We start from the raw sequence: 19,118 nt of genomic DNA on the forward strand, positions 1-19,118 counted from the left end.
CGGCGGCGCTCGGATCGAACGCTTGACGAGCGGCATAATCAAAGCCCCTCGAGGAATGCAAGCAATGAGTCCGGCGGCTGATATCGACCGGGGACTTGCCCGGATCGCGACACATGAGACAGAGCACGTTCCTTGAGTTCCATGTCAGCGTGCAGGTAAATCTGTGTTGACTCGGTAGATTCGTGGCCGAGCCAAAGTGCGATGACACTCAAGTCCACACCTCGTCTTAACAATGTCATTGCAGCGGCGTGGCGTAGCGTGTGTGGCGTGACGTTCTTGAGCTTCAGCGAAGGACAGATCTGCTCTGCGGTCGCGACATGACGCGCAACGAGCCTTTGGAGAGCGTCGGCGCTGAGGCGATTGCCGGTCAGAGCGGGAAACAGCGGATCATCAGGCGCACCGTGTTGTTCCTCGAACCATTCCTTGAGAATCGCGACGACGTCTGGACGCAAAGGCGTACAGCGTGCCTTGCGACCCTTTCCCATGCAGCGAACATGGGCGCCGACTCCCAATTGCAGGTCCCGGTTTCGCAGCGACGTGATTTCGCTGTTGCGAAGGCCGGTCTGGACAGCAAGCAGCAGTAAGGCCCGATCGCGCCGACCGATCCAGGTGCGAACGTCAGGTGACGCTATAAGCGCACTGACCTCGTCATCCTTGAGGAACTCGACGGGGTGATGTTCACAACGCTTTGCCGGCATCGCGAGGACTCGCTGGCAGTGTAATGCGAGCGCCGGCTCATTTAATGCCACGTATTGAAAGAAGGCATGAAGCGCGGAAAGACGCGTATTGCGCGTACGCGGAGTATTGCCTCGGTCACGCTCGAGATGATCGAGAAACCTCGAGAGGAAGCGGACATCAAGGTTCTCCGCCAGCAATGAGGAAGGCGCTCGCTTGAACTGCTCTGAAGCGAACAGAAGCAGTAGGCGAAATGTATCGCGGTAACTCGCGACTGTGTGTGGGCTCGCGCCCAGCTGGCCTAATAGCCGATCGGTAAAGAACCGTTGAAGTAGCGGGGCCAACGTTGGCGTATTCATACCCGGCCTCTCGACACATGAGAGCCTAGCCGCTCGGCGGCCAGGCCAAGCAGTTCCGGAACTCCTTCGACGTACCAGTAGGTGTGCCCCACGTCTACGTGACCAAGGTAAGTGGCCAACTTCGGCAGTTCCAGGCCTACGTCCAAACACCTCGGTACCAATCGATGAGCGTTCGTGTGGCGAAGCTGTGACGGATATCCTGCAATCTGGGACCGTGGCCGACGCGCCCATTCCCAACGTCGACACGCAAGCCGACAGTACGAGAAACCTTCGCGAAGGTACGGCGAACGGATGTTGCATTAAGTCGCCTTCCGCGCTCCGATAGGAAGAAGGCTTCGCTGCGCAATTGCGGAGCGCATTCAATCCTTCGCTGTTGATATCGCTCAAGCGCCAGTCGCGTGGATTCGGAGACTGAGGTAGCCTGACTTTTTAAGACACTCCTTTTTGATAAACTTTATCAATGGGAGCACAGATGACGAAACCAAGAACATACACGCCAGAGCTTCGTGAAGAAGCTGTAAAGCTTGTGCTTGCACAGGGCCTGACGCTGGATGAAGCGGCGAAGCGAATTGCCATTCCGATGGGGACTTTGGCCACGTGGGTCAAAGCAGCCAAGCGTGGCAATGGCGCCGTGACGGCGCCAGGCAGTCGTACGGTTGCCGAATTAGAAGCCGAGGTAGCCAGACTACGTAGGGAACTGGCGGAGACCAAGATGGAGCGAGATATCGTAAAAAAAGCGGCAGCGTATTTTGCGCAGGAGTCGCTGCCAAATACGCGGTCATGAATACGATGCGACTCGATTATCCAATTGCTGTCCTGTGCCGTGCCTTTAAGGTTTCGCGCAGCGGCTTCTATGTCTGGTCTAAAGGTAAGCTGTCTCCACGTGCGCAGGTTGATGAACGCCTGAAAGTCGCCATCAAGGCTGTGCACAAGCAGAGCCGCGAGACCTATGGCACGCGACGCGTGAAGCCTGAGCTTGAGGCACAAGGCTTTATAGCCGGCCGCGACCGCATCGCTCGCCTGCGCCGAGAGCTCAATCTGCGGTGTAAGCAGAAGCGCAAATTCAAAGCCACGACGAATTCGAATCACAACTTGCCTGTCGCCGACAATCTGCTGAACCAGACGTTCGCGCCAACGCGGCCAAACGAAGCCTGGGTGACAGACATCACCTATTGTGCCACCGACGAGGGATGGCTCTACGTCGCCGGTATTAAGGACGTCTTCACCTGTGAGTTGGTTGGATACGCCATGGGTGAGCGCATGACACAAGGACTCACGGCGCAAGCTCTGTGGCGTGCTGTGCGCAACAAACGCCCCGAGAAAGGCCTGATTCATCATTCGGACCGTGGGAGTCAATACTGTGCTCATGACTATCGGAAGCTGGTTGAACAATTCGGCATGCAGGCCTCAATGTCGCGTAAGGGCAATTGCTTTGACAATGCTCCGATGGAAAGCTTCTGGGGCAGTCTAAAAAACGAACTGATACATCACCATCGCTACGCCACGCGTGCCGACGCGAAGGCAGCAATTCAGGAGTACATCGAAAGCTTTTATAACCGCCAACGGCGCCACTCACGCCTAGGCAATGTTCCGCCAGCGTTGTTTGCCGAAGCGTTCAGCAAACAACAACAGGCGGCTTAAGAAAAGAGTGTCTGCTGTTGACAGTACACCTCACCGCTGATATGGTCGGCGTCGCAAACTCAGTTTGCGTGCGAAGATACCTGAACAGATGCGTCAAAGTGCGCCGTACGAACGACAGCCTGTAGGGTCCGGCGCGGTACAAGCATGACGAGAACACTTCGATGTCTTGGTCTTTGAGAACAGTCATCACGGGCTTCTCGGACCGAATCCATTGCGCGAACGCGGCAATCACTCGCCGTTTCTTACGAAGCGTGGACGGAGCGTAGTCAACCGAACGAAGGTAATTGAGATAGCGTTCGACAAATTCGTCGAACGTATGAGCCGTCGGAACTCCGGCGGCCGGTGGGTGGGTATCTACGGACATGATGCACCTCCTTCTCTGGCGTCAAGCCAGTTAAAGGAGAGCCCAAGAATTATGCCGCGTCAATGCTCGGTCCGAGCGCACACGACGTGGTTTGGGTGCTTCCAGCGCGGCATAATTCGACCGGCGGCATTATGCCTGCGAAAATTCGATCCGCCCCTTCTGCCTTGGATGCCGCAGCTGGTTATTTGCTGACACCGTTGACGGTGCCCGTGCAAGCGCGAATCTCTATACCCTGGTCGAATCTGCGAAGGCGAATCAGATCGACCCGTATCGATACCTTACCTGGCTATTTACGAAGCTGGCGCTGGCAAAAGCCGTCGACGACTACGACGCGCTTCTCCCCTGGAAGATGCCTGCCGAACTCCGCTGATCCCTGTCACCAACAAATATGACGCGTTCCTCGACGTCACTCTGAGGGGCGTCGTCAATGGACCGCATACAAACAACTCGCCACACGCTTCCCCGACCGGTATCGTTTCACCGACGTTACCCAAGTTCCGTCCGTTTTCTGAGCAAACGCGCGTCCTCTCCGCTATTTTGTGTCAAACAAATTAACGTGACAGAGCTCCGGTAAACCGGTCAAGATCGATAGCTGTTATGCCTATGGCGCCTCGCGACATCGTGAAGGTCCTGTGAAGCGTCAATCCGCCTCCTTAGGTCGATCAGAAGATTCTTCGCCTTTCGCATGGCGCTGCGAAGTTCAACTCCCCTAAAGATTCACCTTGAAAATCGGTGCCGATCATAATCGTATAACTAACAGTCGACGCCTCTGCATCTTTGTTAACCGCAAGCCCCGTCTTCAGTGGGGCAGGCTGAACCTGCTCCGGCGGTTCTCCAGGCGGCCTGGATCGCTGCACGCTCCCGTTCTCCGTTCTGTAAAATTGAATACAGGCAACAGGGAGAGTAAAAGTTCGCAGCTGAATGTGGAGGGTAGAAGTGATGGACGTTATTGACTCGATGTCCGAGGTCGCGGCGGACCGGCATGAAATTTCGCTTCGCCTGAGCGGGCATCGCAGCGAGGTCACCGGTGCGATTACGCGAGAGGCGCTCGAAGCGAGGTCACCGGTGTGATTACGCGAGAGGCGAAGCGCAATTCTGGCTGCCCAAAGATGCTGACGAGGTCCGCATCCTCAAAGCATTTGCGGACGAACGGCGCCGCATTATCGCGGTCGCCGGATGAAAAGTCCGCCTGCGACCGGGTGAACCGGTCAGGCTCACGGCCGCGGATTTCCAGATCAGGCGGTAGGGCGTGGCTGCCGTCTGTCACCAGTCAATACGGTGTTTCTCGTCGGTCTCGCGGTGCCGGCGATCGTCGTCGGCGTGAAGATACTGACTGGTCGTCGTCAGTGACGCATGCCCGAGGTTATCGCGCACGAGTCGCAGATCGACCTGCTGGTCCGCCATGTGGGACCCTGCGCTGTGCCGCAGCCAGTGTGCCGATGCCTGCTTAAGGCGCTCCGCGCGCTGCGCATGGTCTTCACCACGCGCGCGCAGGGATTGCGCCGCACCGCTAAAAACATCCTTCACGATCCGGTGTAACGCTGCGCGCGTGAGCGGTTTGCGCGACTGGCCAACCGGCAGCACGAGCGGCGTGTCCTCGCCCGGCGAGGGCAGGGCTGGCAGTCCGCGTGAGCGCCGGTAGGTGCCAAGTTCCGTCATCATTTCCGCGGTGGCGGGCACCAGCCGCTCCTTGCCGCCCTTGCCCATCACTTCCAGCCACCATCGATCCTTGCCGGTTTCGTCACCACGACGGAAAAACCGTCCCATCGTGTTCGTGCCGACCTCCGTGATCCGCAGACCGCCCAGATAGAGCAGGGTAAAGAGCCAGCGCACGCGTGCGTGGTGTTCGCGCTCGCGGCCGGTCTGCACTGGCATGCCCTGGATGTAGGTCTTGACCTCGAGCCACAGCTCGGGCGACAGATACCGCACGATGCGCGGCCTCGCCCGTCGGGCGCGCTGACGCGACAGCGATAGTGGATTGCCGGCCAGATAACCGGCCTGCACGAGCCACGCAAACATAACGTTGAGGATCACCATGGCCTGGCGCTGGCTTGATCCGGACAGCGGCCCGTAGAACGGCCGCCAGCGCGGATCGTTGCGGGGATGCTTGCGCCCGCCGTTAGCTGCCCACCGTGCGGCAGGCTGGGGATCGCCGAGAAAGTGCTGGTAGACGAGCAGGTCCTCGTGCGTGAGCGAGGAGAGCGGTTTGCCCAACTGCAGGACCGACCACAGGAGTAGCCGTTCGGCTTCCTTGCGGTAGTTGTCAAACGTGGTCTTCGTATCGGCGAAGCGGGCGAGCCACGCGCGAAGCGCGTCGAGGTCGGTGTCAGCGGCGACCTGCATGCGTCCGCTTGCGCGATTCGTGCCGTGACGGCCATCGAGGTCGGGGGACAGTTCTAGCCGCATCGAGCGGGCGCGGGGCGGGCAGGGCGGTTGTCATGGTCGGAGGCGGCGGTGGCCCGGGTTGCTGGCATGAACGTAATTATGAGCGCAACAGATCGCATAAAATCAACATTATAGGATTAATGTCAAAATATGCACACATCTTAGTTAGATATATACCGGGTTACGTAGTAATATTTATAAAAATTCTTTGATTACGATCTCATGAGCGACGTCCTGTCCCCCGATGCAGCGCTGGCCGCCGACATCGAGCGCCTGAAGGCAGAATTTCCCAAGACCCGCGAGCTGTATCGCGAGGTCTGCGGGCTGCTGTTCTTCCGCCATGGCATCACGCCGACCGCGAACCGGCTGTACCAGCTCGTGAAGCGGGGCAGCATGGGCACGCCAACCGCCGTGCTCGGCGAGTTCTGGACGGAACTACGCGAGAAGAGCCGCGTGCGCATCGAGCATCCCGACCTGCCCACCGATCTCGGTGCGGCTGCCGGCGAACTGGTCGCGACCCTCTGGACGCGCGCCAGTGCGTCGGCCGACACCGCGCTCGACGCGCTCCGTGGCGAAGTCGAGGCGCAGCGGGCCGAGGCGCAGCAGCTGGTGATCGCCGCCCGCGACGAACTGGGTCGCACCGAGACGGCGCTCGAGCAGCGCACCGCCGCGCTGCTTGCCGCGCAGGTCGAGATCCGCGAGCTGGACAAGGCACAGGCCGAAGCCCATGCGCAGCGGCAGGCGCTGGAGGCAGAACTGGCGAGGATCCAGGCGGCGCTGGCTGCGCGCGATCGCGAGCTGGTGGAAGTGAGAGAAGGGTTTTCGAGTGACCTGGCGAAGCAGCGGGAATCGGCAGAACGCGCGGAGGAGCGTCTGCGCGCGTCCGAAAAGCGCGCGCTGCTCGAGATCGACCGCGAGCGCGGCGCCGCCGCGAAGCTGCAGAAGGAACTGGACGAGACGACGAAGCGGGCTGACCGGCGCGACGCGGACCATCGCCGCGCGGTCGAGGCGCTGCAGGCGCAACTGGGTGACGCCCGTCATCAGGCGGGCGTACTGCAGGGGCGGCTCGATGCCGTTCAGGCGGAAAATGTGCGGCTGCAGGCGGAGATGATGACGCTGCGGGAGGTGGAAGCGCGTGCGCGGGAAGCCCGGCCATCGGACGCTTCGACAGGCGTCCGGAAGACGCCACGCCCGGCCCGTTCCTCTCGCGCCGTGCCGACCGCCAAAGCAGCAACGCGTCGCAAAAAAGCGGTATAACCGCAAAGGTACTTGCCACCTGGGAAATGGGCTGCATGGCTGATATCTACCTGCTCGCCGGACTGACGCTTCCACAGGGCGTCGCGCATGAGTCTCTGCCCGGAGCAGTGACACTCTTCATGGCGGAATGCTGGCCAGGCATGAGCCGCACACAAATGATTGCTCGCGCGAAACGGCGGGGTCTGCGCCTGTCGTTCCGCGCAACGCCGCCATGTCCGCCCGGCGAAGCCGGCGTGTTCGAGCTGCGCTTCAACGATGGCGCAGGCGAATGCCTGATGCTGGCGCGCCTACAGCGGGCTGGAAACCGGAATGGTGGGGTTCGGCGAACCCGCCGGGCCCATATATCCCGACCGCCGGCGCGCGATCCCCGGCAGGCCACGCTGTTCTGACGCGACGGCTCCGGTTGCCGTGCAACGCGCGGCTCGCTATGCTCCAGGTTTTCAAACAGTCTGTGAGACACGAAGTGCGGCGCGTGACGGTCAGAAAATCATCGGTTCATGGGCGAGGCGTCTTCGCGCTAAAGGCGATCCCTGCCAGCCAGCGGGTCTTCGAATATCGCGGGGAGGTGACGTCGTGGCGGCGGGCATCGGCTCGGTACCGGCGATCCGGAGTGCCCGGTCACACATCCATCTTCGGGCTGGCTGACGGGCGCGTGATCGACGGAAGCGTCGGGGGCAACAGTGCGCGCTGGCTGAATCACTCCTGTCAGCCAAACTGCGAGGCGATTGAGGACGAGGGAGGGCGTGTTTTTATCGAAACGCTGAGAAACGTGAGACCGGGCGACGAGCTTTGTATCGCCTATGGACTGACTGTCGATGACGCGATTACTCCCGAACTGATCGCTGACTATGCCTGCCGCTGTGGGGCGAAGAGGTGTACGGGTTCGATGCTGGCCCCGGCGAGCGGTTAACATGCGTCGACCCGTCAGCCGCATCCGGGCGCCGGTCGCAATGCTGGTTCTACTACGTATGCACCGGAAGGACTGGCAATGTGGCACTAAGGGCCCGCGTGGGCGATTTCGAGCGGGTCGGTTGCCAACATGGATTTTCAGCGATGGACCGAGTGCGGACAGCGCAAGACCATGGTAGCCAATGTCCACCATGAACTGATTAACGCTGAAACTACCTGCTGACAGGACCAATGACTGATATCGCATTAAGCGGCGCCGATTACAGTGGCATACACGGCGATATCGTTGCGCTTCTGGAACATGGTCGTCGCGCTGCGGCGCGAAGTGTCAACGCACTGATGACGGCGACCTACTGGGAGATTGGTCGCCGTATTGTCGAATTCAGTCAGGGCGGGGAGGGGCGTGCCGCCTACGGTCAGGCCCTTTTAGAGCGATTGTCGGTCGACCTGACTGCCCGCTTCGGGCGGGGGTTTGGGGTCGACAATCTGGAGCTGATGAGGATGTTCTACCAGACCTACCCGCCAGCCGCGATTTCCGAATCACTGATTCGGAAATCTACGCCCACCGGCCATCCGGAAAATTCCGGATCGCCGATTCGGAATTTCGATCTCGACCAGCTGGCGACCACGTTCCAGCTGTCCTGGACGCATTACATCCACCTCATGCGGCGAACCCGGTCAGTTGAAGAAAGAGCGTTTTACGAAGCTGAAGCGCTTCGTGGCGGCTGGAGCGTGCGACAACTGGATCGGCAGATCAGCAGCCAGTTTCACACCCGTGCGATGCTGTCGAAGAACAGGCCGGCGATGCTACAGAAGGCGGGCAAGGCGCAACGGGGCGACCTTGTGACCGCAGAGGAGGCCATCAAGGATCCTTATGTTCTTGAGTTCCTGGATCTCAAGGACGAATATTCAGAAAGTCAGCTGGAGGAGGCATTGGTCCATCGGCTCGAAGACTTTCTTCTTGAGCTGGGGGGCGATTTTACGTTCGTGGGCCGCCAGCGTCGCCTTCGGATTGGTGAAAGCTGGTTCCGGGTAGATCTTCTGTTCTTTCATCGGCGTCTGCGATGCCTTGTTATCGTCGATCTCAAGCTCACCGAGCTCAATCACGCCGACGTGGGTCAGATGCACATGTACTGTAATTACGCGCGCGAGCACTGGACGCTGCCAGGAGAGAACCCACCCGTTGGACTGATCCTGTGTGCGCGAACGAATGCCGCGGTGGCGCGTTATGCATTGGAAGGGTTGCCAAACAAGGTGCTGGCGGCTGAGTACCATATGGTCCTGCCGGATGAAAAACTCCTCGCCGAAGAACTGGCCAGAACCCGACGTGCATGGGAGGCCCAACATCGGTCGGAAGAGGGCGCTGACGGTTCAGAAGGCCAACTGTCGTGACAGGGGTACCATCATGATTGCATCACGCCCGGTTCAGCATCAACAACTATTCAGCGACTGACTGCTTGTTACTATGGCAATCTGCGTGCGGAAATACATCTCTTTAGCGGTTCGGCGAGTTGTACAAGATGGGTGCCAGAGCATGACACGGTGCATGCGGTCGCCGACGCGAGCGGTCGGCGCGCAATCGTCGAGTCAGTCGATGAGCACGACAGGAAATTGAGAAGCGCGGTCAAATGGAATAATCTCGTCAGTCCGACCAGCCAACTGTACTGAATCCGACGGATGCAGCTCGACATTTTCAACGACAGCCGCGACGTGATGCTGCGCAATGACGTCCTGTCAGCGTTGCAGCGGTACGATGCCGCGGACGCGCGGCGCGCGCTGCAGGCCCTTGCGAACGAGTATCCGGACGATGTCGCCCAGGCGTATTTCGGGTCGATGGTCGATGCTCTTGAGGGGCGATCGACGGTACCGTTTGACCGTCACGAAGCCGCCCTGCAGGCTCGCCAGGCGCTATCTCACGAAGTCCAGCCCGCAGTCGCGCATGTGTTCCCGAGGCAGAGCGGGGCGACCTGGCTCGCACCGCTCTGGGCAGAACTGGCCGGACGCGCCGCGGCGCTGCCTTTCCGTGCGGACCACGCGGATGCGCACGCGGCGCCGCTCTTCCTGCTTGCTGCGCGGTGGGCCGAGGCCTCCGATGCGATATCGCGCATCGCGTCCTGGCGACGGATTCCAGCGCCGCTTTGCTGGATGACGGAGGCACGTTACCGGCTCGATGGCCTGGACGCGGCCTGGCCATTGCTGGTGGAACTTGCGTGGCTTTCTCCATCCCGGTTTGACCAGCTTTTGAGCCGGCTTGGCGACGCATGCGTCAATACGCTGCGGCGCAACTTCGATACGTCGTTCGACGGCGCCGGCGACATTGACGATCTCGCATGGTTTCCGGCATGGGTACTCACGGAAAAGGCCGGCCTCACGCCCTTGTTCAAACAGGCAGAGCCTTCGCGACGGAATCCTCCCGAGCGGGCGGCGAAGGTGATGCTCGAGTTACTCAGCCTGGAGCGTCAGGGCCGGCATCACGAACTGCTGGAGACCCGACGCGAACTGCAGGCGCTCAACGCGGTGCTGTACGCGGCCTACATGAAGACACGCTGAGCAGGTGCCCCGGAGCATGACACGCACAACCTCTCACAGATGGGCTTTCGCCGCACGGTTCCGGCGTGGCGCCTTCGGCTGGAAATCCGCGTTGCCGATCCAGCGTCTGAAAGAAGCGCTGGCGGAGATCCGGCAGATCGCCCGTGCCGATCCTGTTCTCGCGGCGGACGGCGCGGTCACTTTACTCGAAAAGCTTTCGCCGGCGCTTGAGCACGTGGACAGTTCTTCCGGCGCGATGGGCACCGCCGTGAATCGCGCGATCGACGCGCTTGTGCCGGTCATCGCCGGGGTGGACGTGCCCGCTCCGGTCCGGATGCGTTGGCTGGATCGGCTGTTTGACGCGCTCCAGGATGACCCGATGCCGTATATCGAACAGCTGGGCGATCGCTGGGGTGACCTGTGTACGTCGCCCGCCATCGCGTCCTCATGGGCAGACCGGTTGTTGCCGGTGACAGCGCGCGTGATGGGCGCTGAAGGTCTGGGCGAGCATTTTGCGGGTACCACCGCCTGCCTCAGCGCGCTGAATGCCGCCCGGCGCCATGAGGAACTACTCGCTCTCGTGAATGGCGCGCGCCTGAACTGGTGGGGGTATCGCCAGTACGGGGTGGATGCGCTGATCGCATTAAATCGTTCGGCTGAAGCACTGCGTTACGCGGAAGCGTCGAGGGGGCTGAACGCGCCCACTGTCGCAATCGCCCGCAAATGCGAAGCGATCCTCCTGTCGTCGGGCATGATGGACGAAGCCTATCGGCGCTACGCGATCGAGGCCAATCAGGCCACCACGCATCTCGCAACATTCCGTGCCATCGCGAAAAAATATCCGGACAGGAGTGCCGACAGCATCCTCCACGATCTGGTCGCGAGCAGTCCGGCCGCCGAGGGGAAATGGTTCGCGGCCGCGAAGGACGCCGGCCTGTTCGATCTGGCGGCGTCGCTTGCGATGCGCGGCCCCACCGACCCGCGAACCCTGACGCGGCCGCACGCGATTTCGCGCAGCGCAAGCCTGAATTCGCGATGGCCTGTGGCACGGCAGCGTTGCACTGGATAGCCGCAGGCTTCGGGTACGAAATCACGGGGAGCGATGTGCTGGAGGCCTACGGTACGCTGGCGGATGCGGCCGTTGCCACCGGCATGGAACGCGACGAGCTCAACAGGCGCCTGAGGGCGCAGTTTGCGGCCCTTCCGGGGCACTCGTTCGTCGCCACGGTGCTGGCGCATCACTGGGTCGCATAACGTCTCGATGCATCCGGGTTACGGGATGGACGGTTTTTGCACGGCCCGAGCCCCGGCGTGTTGTCATCAACGGGTCCCTCCCGGTCGTGTGGGACGGGCGCCCGTTTTGCCGCCGATGACTGGACTCAAGCGCAAAGTGGCTGACAATGGGAGTTTTACGACGGGCAGAAGTCAGCACAGGACTTGCATCATGGAAGAGTACAACCCCGGGTGTGCGCCCGAACCTGAATCATGGCTCGAACTCGACGAACAGGAGCGAATTGCTCTCGTCGAAACGTATCACCGGGTTGCCCGGATCAAGCTTCCCAACGTCACGGCACACGCTGCACTACACACGATCGTCGAAAACCAGATCGCCCTGAACCTTGATCCCGTGGTCAGGGCGATGGATCGCCTCGGGAAAGGAGGACTTACGCGACACGACGCGGTTCACGCGATCGGCTCAGTCGTCGCGGAGCATCTGTTTGATATTTTGAGGACGGATCAGAACGACGATGCTGCGACTTCGCAGGCGCGTTATTACGCGGCGGTGGAGCGGTTGACCGCCGCAAGCTGGCGCAGAGGTGAACACTGATGCCGATACCATCGAAACTTCAACCGTGGTTTGAAGCGAAGGGCAGGGCGCCGCGCCGACGCCCGACGACGTCAGGTCATCCTAGGTTTGCTTCCGGGCCGCGCGATGCGGTAGGGTGCGGGTTTCCCTCCATACAACAGGACTGACCGTGAACAAACAGGAACTCATCGACGCGGTCGCCGAGCGCACCGGCGCCAGCAAGGCCGCCACCGGCGAAGTCATTGATGCGGTACTCGCGGCGATCAAACACGCGCTGAGTGCCGGCGACGCCGTGCAACTGGTCGGCTTCGGGTCGTTCGCGACGGGACAGCGCGCCGCACGCACCGGACGCAATCCGTCGACGGGCGCCGAAATCCGGATTGCCGCGGCGAGGACAGTCAAGTTCACGGCCGGCAAGGCATTCAGGGAAGCGGTCAACGCGGGCTGACGGCCGCGTGTGGCGGCCGCTACACCTGCCAGTTGAAAAAATAGGGGCTCGCCGTCATAATGAAGACATAGCGGCGCTGCGGTTTAAATATGCCCGGATCACCTGCGACAAATTGGCGTCGGCGATCGTAAGCGTACTGTGAGTACGTCAGGTCCGGGTACCGCACCTTTTCCAGTAGCCTCCTTCGGGAGGCTATTTTCATTATGGGCACGATTTGGGCGTAACGATTTACCTCGACGAAAGCGGGTGCCTGGGCTGGAAACTGGACGCGCCTTACCAGCGGGGTGGCTCGAGCCGCTTCTTCACGCTGGCCGCCGCGATCATCCCGGACGGTGCGGAGCCCGTTCTTGAACGCGTCGTGCGCGGGTGTACAAGCATCGGGGCCGCTCGGCGCGCAATGAACTTAAATCCGTACAGCTCTCGTCGGGTGAGCGCGCGGCTTTCGCCGGCGAACTCGCGAAGATCCGCGCGAAGCATCCCGACATCCGTTTCGTTACGATTACTGTTCGCAAGGAAAAGGCGAACAGCGCGTTCCGGCGCTCGCCCAACGGCCTGTACAACTTCATGGCGAAGCTCCTGCTACTTGAGGTCATGAGCGAATACGATTCGGTATGCTTTATTCCGGACGCCCGTTCCCTGAAGATCGAGCTCAAGCATTCACTGCACGAGTATCTCTGCACCGAACTCGCGGGCCGCGGCGCCGAGATCATGCTGCAGACCACGCCTTGGGAAAGTAAGGACAGCTTTTCCCTGCAGTTCGTCGACTGGATGGCGGGTATCGTCTGGGCGCATCATGAGCACCGCAACGGCGACGCCTACAAGTCGGCATCGCCGAGTATCGCGCAGCGCTGGCTGTTCTTCTAACCGCCACGCGCGGCTCCCCGCGGCAGCAAGGAGCGCTCTGGATGGGCTATCGTCTGTGCCAGTTACGATTACGGCTCTTCGGCCGTAGCACACGGCCTGACGTGGCGCAACGCGTTGCTTGACGGCCACCGGCTGGTGGTCGGTCATGAACTCGCGCGGCACGACCTAGTGGTTGCACACACGCTGTGTGAGATCAGGCGTTATGTCAATCAGGCCGGAGTTCGAGCGGAGTGAATGACGCTCAGTCTGGAGGTCGTAGTCGTGAAGTCCCTGATTCACGCTGTTGTTGTTGGTGCAGCCCTTGCCGCTCCGGTTGCCGTGTTTGCTGTGGTGATACTGGATCGCTTTCTTGGCCGACGTCTTCGAAGGATATTGAAGCCGACGCCTCCCAATGATTGAAGTAGCGCCGCCCGCTATTTCAGCGGTCGAAACCGTCAAGACCGCCGCGGCCAGCAAGGTCGTAGGACGGAAAGGGGGCAGTCCGTAAGGATATTGACCCGGCGCGCCGGCATAGAGAGGTGGCCCCGGAAATCTGGACAGTCGGTTAGGTGGAATCGCTGGGTTCTGAGATAGGCATAATGCCTACAAAGGAAACCAGACGATGACGAAGAGAACCCGGCGCACGCACTCAGCGACGTTCAAGGCGAAGGTGGCACTGGCAGCGGTACGTGGCGAGCGCACACTGGCAGAATTGGCGCAGCAGTTTGAGGTTCATCCGAACCAGATCACGGAATGGAAGCGGCAGTTGCAAGACCGAGCGGCCGATGTGTTCGGCGCGGCGGGCGCGCCCGTCAATGAGCCGCCGGTGGATCTGAAGACGCTTCACGCAAAGATCGGCCAATTGGCGCTGGAGAATGATTTTTTGTCCGGCGCGCTCGGCAAGGCAGGCCTGCTGAGCGCAAAGAAATGATTGATCGTGCCCACCCCCTGCCGGTTTCCCGGCAGGTCAAGCTGGTCGGCATTAGCCGATCCTGTGCGTACTACGCGCCGAGCCCGGTCAGTGCCGCGGATCTGGCGCTCATGCGCCGCATCGACGAGTTGCACCTGGAGCATCCGTTTGCCGGCGCGCGCATGTTGATGCGCCTGCTCAAGCGAGAGGGCATAGTGGTCGGACGCAAACACGTCGGCACCTTGATGCGCAAAATGGGCATCGAGGCGCTGTATCGCAAACCGAACTTGAGCCGCAAACATCTGGCTCACAAGATCTGGCCGTACCTGCTGCGCGATCGGAAGATCGAGCGCAGCAACCAGGTGTACGCATTGGACACGACATACGTGCCTATGGCACACGGCTTCGTCTATCTCACTGCTGTGATCGATTGGGCCAGCCGCCGTGTTTTAGCGCACCGAGTCGCGATCACGATGGAGGCTGAGCATGCGGTAGCAGCGCTCGAAGAAGCATTCGCAAAATATGGATTGCCTGAGATCGTCAATACTGATCAAGGCAGCCAATTCACCAGTACGGTCTTCACCGACGCGGTCCTCTCGCGCGGAATCGCTTTGTCGATGGATGGCAAGGGAAGCTGGCGGGACAACGTTTTTATCGAACGACTGTGGCGCAGCGTGAAGTACGAAGAGATATATTTGAAGGCTTATGAGTCCGTCGGCCAGGCACGCAAGTCCATCGCTAACTACCTGACGTGGTACAACCAGCAAAGGCCTCATTCAAGTCTGTCGGACAAGACCCCGGATGAAGCTTACTTCGCGATGCTGCCCGCGATGAAAACGGCAGCGTGACCGCCCAGCGTTCCACTTAAAAATCGAAAAAACTGTCCGAACGAACGGGGCCACCTCTTAGAGCGCGTAGGCTCCGCATTCACGCACTTGAACCGCCCCCACATGGTGACGCCCGGAACTGCTAATTACATATCAGGGAGTCGCATGGCACCGGCGTCTGTGCCGCGCCCAAGGAACGTCGCATTACCCATCGCCGTCAGCGCAGGGCGCGTCATGCCCTGCGCCTCTCTTCCAAGCTTGCCTATTCCCACATCGCCTTGCCCGATCCGTCCTTCACCTTCACCTTCACCTTCGCCTTCCATTGCGAGCGGATTTCCGCCGTCACCGAGTCCGGCAACGAGATGTAGTCCAGATCGTTTGCAGCTTGCGTGCCGTTCTTGAACGCCCAGTCGAAGAACTTCAGCGTTTCCGTGCCTTGCGCCGGCTTGTCCTGCGTCGTGTGCAGCAGCACGAAGGTTGCGCCGACGATCGGCCATGCGTTCTTGCCCGGCTCGTTCGTCAGGATCTGATAGAACGTCTTCGACCAGTCCGCGCCTGCAGCCGCGGCCTTGAAGGTTTCCGTCTTCGGCTCGACCACCGCGCCCGACGCATTCTTCAGGTCGACGTACGTCATATGGTTCTGCTTCGCGTACGCCCATTCCACGTAGCCGATTGCGCCCGGCAGACGTTGCACGAAGGCTGCGACGCCGTCGTTACCCTTGCCGCCTGTACCCATCGGCCAGCTGACCGTAGCGCCTTCACCGACCTTCGACTTCCATTCCGGGTCCACCTTCGACAGGTAGTTCGTCCAGATTTCGCGGGGTACTGTGGTCAGCCGGCTGTCTGACTCCAGAGCTCGCTTCTCGTGCGTTAGTTTCTTTCGACTTTCCTTGGCATTTCCTTAAGGTGGTGCATTCATAAAAACGACATGTTCTGGCCCTAAGTTTCAGCCCCACCGAAGAGAATCAACTTCGCCATAAAGGATGTTGTGGCTGAGCGACACCCGTCGGCCAATTACATCGACTTACATCCTCCCCGGGTCCTCGTCGAGCATCCAAGCCGCGTCCCGCCTTGTTTGGAGACATTTTTTCGACTGCTACGCAATCGTGACAACTCGATTCGATTTCTAAAAGATAGCGTTTCAATCACCAACCGCATCGAAATCTTATACTCCTTACGCTTTTTCTGGGCGACTGCGATTCGCCTGCTTAAATTACGGGTTAGGAATTTTGATGAAACTGAAGAATCTGGCTATTGCGTCAGCACTGCTGTTCACCGGGGTTGCTCACGCGCAAAGCAGCGTGACGCTGTACGGCCTCATCGACACGAGCATGGTCTATCAGAGCAACGTGAAAGGTAACAGCAATTACCTCATGAATTCTGGAAGTCTTAGCACCTCGCGCTGGGGCTTGCGCGGTAATGAGGATCTCGGCGGCGGGCTGAGCGCAGTGTTCGATCTGGAGAACGGCTTCAACTCGGCCAATGGCACGTTGAAGAACGGCACCGACCTGTTCGGGCGCCAGGCGTGGGTTGGTCTGCGCTCCAGTCAGTACGGGCAGGTTACGCTGGGCCGTCAATACGACTTCGTGGTCGACTACGTCGCACCGCTTACCGCGGTGGGATCGGGTTTCGGCGGCAATCTCGCCTCACACGTGTACGACAATGACAATCTGGCAAATGATTTGCGGCTGAACAATTCGGTCAAGTTCAGCAGCGCCTCGTTCGATGGCTTCAAGTTCGGCGCGATGTATGCATTCTCCGGGATGGCGGGCGCAGCGGGCAACAACAGCGCGTACGCCCTGGGCACCAGCTATACGTACGGCCCGGTCAATCTTGCGGCCGCGTACATGCAAAACAACCGCTCTACCACGCTGGCGAACGCGACGGGCGCAGTGAGCACCGGCGACGGCGACGAACTGTCGACGGGCGGCAGCCAACAGATCTACGGCGCCGCTGCCCAGTACAAGTTCGGCAACAATTCTACCGTCGGTCTCGCATGGACCCATTCTGTTACGAACAACGTGACGGGCCTTTGGCAAGCCGGCGCGGTCACCGCAGGCAACCTCACGGGCCCCTCTATCAAATTCGACAACTTCGAAATTAACGGCCGCTATTTCCTGCGGCCCGATTTGAGCCTCGGTGCGTCCTACACGTACACCATGGGCGGGTTTGCGGCGAGCCCCGGTTCCAAAACGACGTCGGCCGACCCGCATTGGCACCAGATTATGGCTCAGGTCGACTATGCGCTTTCGCCGCGCACCGACGTGTATGCGGAAGGGGTCTATCAGCGCGTCGGCGGCGGCAATGGCAACAGTCTGTTTAACGCGGGCGACTACAACCTGGGGCAGTCCAACAGTAACCAGCAGGTTACTGTGGGGGTCGGCTTGCGTCACCGGTTCTAAATACCGATCGTGAGTTCTACCTCGTAGGATGCCTGCGCGATTTGAAGGGCGCCGCCAGGCGTCCTTCAAGTCCAGATGCTGGGCGCGGGTGGCCAAGCTGTCCCATATAGCCGATCAGCTCAGTGACGGTGGCTTTGAACGCGGCGCAATGTCACCACGTCGATCGGCGTCCCCGTCACTGAGGCCAGCCGGAAAAAGTGGAAGCCAACATTCCGTAAAATTCAGGAATGGAGGCATACATGAATCCAATCCCCAAAGCTGTCTACACTGAAGGAATTCCGTGAAGAGGCGGTGAGGCCAGGCGAGCCATCAGTGAATACATTGAGATGTTCTATAACCGGCAACGCACGCAGCCTCGTCTTGACTACGTGTCACCCGCAGCATTCACGCAGCGATACTATCCGAATCAGGGCGCTACTTAACCCGTTGGGCGCTGTCAAGTTGACGGGCGCAGACCAGCTGTGTAGCTCAAGAGTAGTTATCCTTATTAGATAACTTTATCGGCTGCGGTAGTGACAGTCCAACCATGCCAAGCGGCGAAGCGTTCTTTGAGTACGGCGCGGTGACACGCCGCGTTCATTTGATGTCTGGGTAACGCGAAGTGCTGCCGGATTGGGCCGAAGCATGAGAGAAACGCCTGCGTGCAATGCGCATCGCGAAAGCCGCGCATCTGGCGTTCTCGCTGGCGGGTCGGCTGGTGGCTGTTCTCGGCACGGTTGTTCACGCGTGCAGCCGCTTTGACGAAAACGTGCTTCACATGAGCGAGCTCGGGAATGTCAGCCTTCGCCGCCGCATAGCTGCGCAGCTGGTCGGTAACGATCCTGCGCGGCACCGGGTTTGAACGCAGCACCCTCTGGAAGAAGCGCTTTGCCGCGGCCTTGTCGCGCCGCTTTTGCACCAGCACGTCGAGTTCAGCACCATGCTCGTCGACTGCTCGCCACAACAGATACGGCTCGCCGCGCAGGGTCACGAACAGGTAAGTAGGCCCGGGGGATTTCACCCCGAGCCTCTCGCAGAACCGTGCGTAAACCTCTCGATTTACACGGCTCCCGTTATCCAACCTTGCCCCCCAGAAACTGCCAGTGCACAAACTGTCGCGGATATGCCTTCCTCATCTTGTGCAACCACTCGTCGCTACGCCGTTTATGCCGTCGTAGTGTCTTGTAGTTGCATCGGCTGTGGTGCAAATAGGAATGGCGAAATCGGTTAGAGTTGTCGAAGCAAACGAACTGATGGCCGGCGATGAGCAAGTTAAAGACTATGGATGTGTTGTTCGATGGACGGCATTTCGATCGAGAGATCATCATTCTGTGCGTGCGCTGGTATCTTCGTTACAAGCTTAGCCTGCGTGATCTGGTGGAGATGATGGCCGAGCGGGGTTTGTCGCTGGCGCACACCACGATTCTGCGCTGGGTGAAGCGCTTTACACCGGAGTTCGTCAAGCGCTGGAACCGTTTTGGCACGCCCGCAGGGCGGTCATGGCGTGTTGACGAAACGTATCTTAAAATCCGTGGCAGGTGGGTCTATCTGTACCGGGCGGTGGACCGGGCCGGCCAGACAGTGGACTTCATGCTCCGCGCAAAGCGCGACGTGGCCGCGGCAAAAGGCTTTTTCGGCAAAGCCATCAAGCATCAGGGCCAAGCGCCGGAGACGATCACGCTCGACGGCTATGCTGCCTCGCATCGCGCGGTGCGCGAGATGAAGGCCGACGGTTTTGTCGCAGTAAGGCGCGATGGGCAAGTAAACGCGATTACTATGTATT

Annotated in this window: 14 protein-coding genes and 6 pseudogenes; 16 read left to right on the forward strand and 4 right to left on the reverse strand. The window is 60.1% G+C overall.

Features of this window, described 5'->3' with window-relative positions; all coding sequences use genetic code 11:
* Nucleotides 1-38 precede the first annotated feature (38 nt).
* Nucleotides 39-1,034: a tyrosine-type recombinase/integrase gene (locus tag P0D84_RS42960; protein ID WP_408346597.1), complete on the reverse strand. Its 996-nt coding sequence runs from the start codon at nucleotides 1,032-1,034 to the stop codon at nucleotides 39-41.
* A 472-nt stretch (nucleotides 1,035-1,506) separates the two neighbouring features.
* Between P0D84_RS42960 and P0D84_RS42965 the strand changes: the two genes are divergently transcribed.
* From P0D84_RS42965 to P0D84_RS42975, 3 genes and pseudogenes are all read left to right on the forward strand, one after another.
* A protein-coding gene (locus P0D84_RS42965) for an IS3 family transposase (RefSeq protein ID WP_408335889.1) occupies nucleotides 1,507-2,675 on the forward strand; the annotation gives its coding sequence in 2 pieces (ribosomal slippage) (nucleotides 1,507-1,771 and nucleotides 1,771-2,675; 1,170 coding nt in all).
* A gap of 500 nt (nucleotides 2,676-3,175) precedes the next feature.
* Nucleotides 3,176-3,409: pseudogene (locus P0D84_RS42970) on the forward strand (transposase domain-containing protein); the annotation flags it as partial.
* A 566-nt stretch (nucleotides 3,410-3,975) separates the two neighbouring features.
* Nucleotides 3,976-4,110: a hypothetical protein gene (locus P0D84_RS42975; RefSeq protein ID WP_408347386.1), complete on the forward strand. Its 135-nt coding sequence runs from the start codon at nucleotides 3,976-3,978 to the stop codon at nucleotides 4,108-4,110.
* A gap of 192 nt (nucleotides 4,111-4,302) precedes the next feature.
* On the opposite strand, the gene P0D84_RS42980 is transcribed toward P0D84_RS42975, so the two are convergent.
* Nucleotides 4,303-5,445 (reverse strand): tyrosine-type recombinase/integrase, encoded by a 1,143-nt coding sequence (locus P0D84_RS42980; RefSeq protein WP_408348832.1) that lies wholly within the window; start codon nucleotides 5,443-5,445, stop codon nucleotides 4,303-4,305.
* Nucleotides 5,446-5,646: 201 nt separating this feature from the next.
* Between P0D84_RS42980 and P0D84_RS42985 the strand changes: the two genes are divergently transcribed.
* The 10 genes and pseudogenes from P0D84_RS42985 (at nucleotide 5,647) to P0D84_RS43030 (ending at nucleotide 14,975) form a co-directional block, all read left to right on the forward strand.
* A complete protein-coding gene (locus P0D84_RS42985) occupies nucleotides 5,647-6,681 on the forward strand; it encodes a DNA-binding protein (RefSeq protein ID WP_408348835.1) in 1,035 nt (344 codons plus the stop codon).
* A gap of 35 nt (nucleotides 6,682-6,716) precedes the next feature.
* Nucleotides 6,717-7,070: a hypothetical protein gene (locus P0D84_RS42990; RefSeq protein ID WP_408348838.1), complete on the forward strand. Its 354-nt coding sequence runs from the start codon at nucleotides 6,717-6,719 to the stop codon at nucleotides 7,068-7,070.
* A gap of 74 nt (nucleotides 7,071-7,144) precedes the next feature.
* The gene (locus P0D84_RS42995; RefSeq protein ID WP_408348841.1) at nucleotides 7,145-7,591 is read left to right on the forward strand and encodes an SET domain-containing protein; all 447 of its coding nucleotides are present in this window, start codon (nucleotides 7,145-7,147) and stop codon (nucleotides 7,589-7,591) included.
* Between the two features lie 230 nt (nucleotides 7,592-7,821).
* The gene (locus tag P0D84_RS43000) at nucleotides 7,822-8,982 is read left to right on the forward strand and encodes a PDDEXK nuclease domain-containing protein (RefSeq protein ID WP_408348844.1); all 1,161 of its coding nucleotides are present in this window, start codon (nucleotides 7,822-7,824) and stop codon (nucleotides 8,980-8,982) included.
* A 285-nt stretch (nucleotides 8,983-9,267) separates the two neighbouring features.
* Nucleotides 9,268-10,140, forward strand: a complete 873-nt coding sequence (locus P0D84_RS43005; RefSeq protein ID WP_408348847.1) for a hypothetical protein — start codon at nucleotides 9,268-9,270, stop codon at nucleotides 10,138-10,140.
* 16 nt (nucleotides 10,141-10,156) lie between these two features.
* A pseudogene (locus tag P0D84_RS43010) lies at nucleotides 10,157-11,373 on the forward strand (hypothetical protein).
* Nucleotides 11,374-11,563: 190 nt separating this feature from the next.
* Nucleotides 11,564-11,947, forward strand: a complete 384-nt coding sequence (locus P0D84_RS43015) for a hypothetical protein (RefSeq protein WP_408348850.1) — start codon at nucleotides 11,564-11,566, stop codon at nucleotides 11,945-11,947.
* 148 nt (nucleotides 11,948-12,095) lie between these two features.
* Entirely contained in the window at nucleotides 12,096-12,374 is a 279-nt protein-coding gene (locus tag P0D84_RS43020) for an HU family DNA-binding protein (protein WP_408348853.1), read from the forward strand.
* Between the two features lie 366 nt (nucleotides 12,375-12,740).
* The gene (locus P0D84_RS43025) at nucleotides 12,741-13,238 is read left to right on the forward strand and encodes a hypothetical protein (protein ID WP_408348856.1); all 498 of its coding nucleotides are present in this window, start codon (nucleotides 12,741-12,743) and stop codon (nucleotides 13,236-13,238) included.
* A 601-nt stretch (nucleotides 13,239-13,839) separates the two neighbouring features.
* Nucleotides 13,840-14,975, forward strand: a protein-coding gene (locus tag P0D84_RS43030; protein WP_408346954.1) for an IS3 family transposase whose coding sequence is annotated in 2 segments (ribosomal slippage) — nucleotides 13,840-14,104 and nucleotides 14,104-14,975 — 1,137 coding nt in all. Because the reading frame shifts where the segments join, the coding sequence is not laid out codon by codon here.
* A 241-nt stretch (nucleotides 14,976-15,216) separates the two neighbouring features.
* Here P0D84_RS43030 and pstS read toward each other — a convergent pair.
* Nucleotides 15,217-15,768, reverse strand: a pseudogene (pstS, locus tag P0D84_RS43035) (phosphate ABC transporter substrate-binding protein PstS); the annotation flags it as partial.
* 418 nt (nucleotides 15,769-16,186) lie between these two features.
* On the opposite strand from pstS, the gene P0D84_RS43040 reads away from it, so the two are divergent.
* Both P0D84_RS43040 and P0D84_RS43045 read left to right on the forward strand, forming a co-directional pair.
* Nucleotides 16,187-17,356, forward strand: coding sequence for a porin (locus tag P0D84_RS43040; protein ID WP_408348859.1), 1,170 nt, complete (start codon nucleotides 16,187-16,189; stop codon nucleotides 17,354-17,356).
* Nucleotides 17,357-17,649: 293 nt separating this feature from the next.
* A pseudogene (locus P0D84_RS43045) lies at nucleotides 17,650-17,778 on the forward strand (IS3 family transposase); the annotation flags it as partial.
* Nucleotides 17,779-17,843: 65 nt separating this feature from the next.
* Here the strand turns inward: P0D84_RS43045 and P0D84_RS43050 are convergent.
* Nucleotides 17,844-18,416: pseudogene (locus P0D84_RS43050) on the reverse strand (IS6 family transposase); the annotation flags it as partial.
* Nucleotides 18,417-18,598: 182 nt separating this feature from the next.
* On the opposite strand from P0D84_RS43050, the pseudogene P0D84_RS43055 reads away from it, so the two are divergent.
* Nucleotides 18,599-19,075, forward strand: a pseudogene (locus tag P0D84_RS43055) (IS6 family transposase); the annotation flags it as partial.
* Between the last annotated feature and the right edge of the window lie 43 nt (nucleotides 19,076-19,118).

It is taken from the genome of Paraburkholderia sp. RL17-337-BIB-A (genome assembly GCF_046025895.1).
Classification (GTDB): Bacteria; Pseudomonadota; Gammaproteobacteria; order Burkholderiales; family Burkholderiaceae; genus Paraburkholderia; species Paraburkholderia fungorum_C.

Bases quoted from the DNA above. Each gene is read 5' to 3' on its own strand.
- P0D84_RS42960 (WP_408346597.1), bottom strand. From the start codon at position 1,034: ATGAATACGCCAACGTTGGCCCCGCTACTTCAACGGTTCTTTACCGAT.
- P0D84_RS42980 (WP_408348832.1), bottom strand. From the start codon at position 5,445: ATGCGGCTAGAACTGTCCCCCGACCTCGATGGCCGTCACGGCACGAAT.
- P0D84_RS42985 (WP_408348835.1), top strand. From the start codon at position 5,647: ATGAGCGACGTCCTGTCCCCCGATGCAGCGCTGGCCGCCGACATCGAG.
- P0D84_RS42990 (WP_408348838.1), top strand. From the start codon at position 6,717: ATGGCTGATATCTACCTGCTCGCCGGACTGACGCTTCCACAGGGCGTC.
- P0D84_RS43000 (WP_408348844.1), top strand. From the start codon at position 7,822: ATGACTGATATCGCATTAAGCGGCGCCGATTACAGTGGCATACACGGC.
- P0D84_RS43005 (WP_408348847.1), top strand. From the start codon at position 9,268: ATGCAGCTCGACATTTTCAACGACAGCCGCGACGTGATGCTGCGCAAT.
- P0D84_RS43015 (WP_408348850.1), top strand. From the start codon at position 11,564: ATGGAAGAGTACAACCCCGGGTGTGCGCCCGAACCTGAATCATGGCTC.
- P0D84_RS43040 (WP_408348859.1), top strand. From the start codon at position 16,187: ATGAAACTGAAGAATCTGGCTATTGCGTCAGCACTGCTGTTCACCGGG.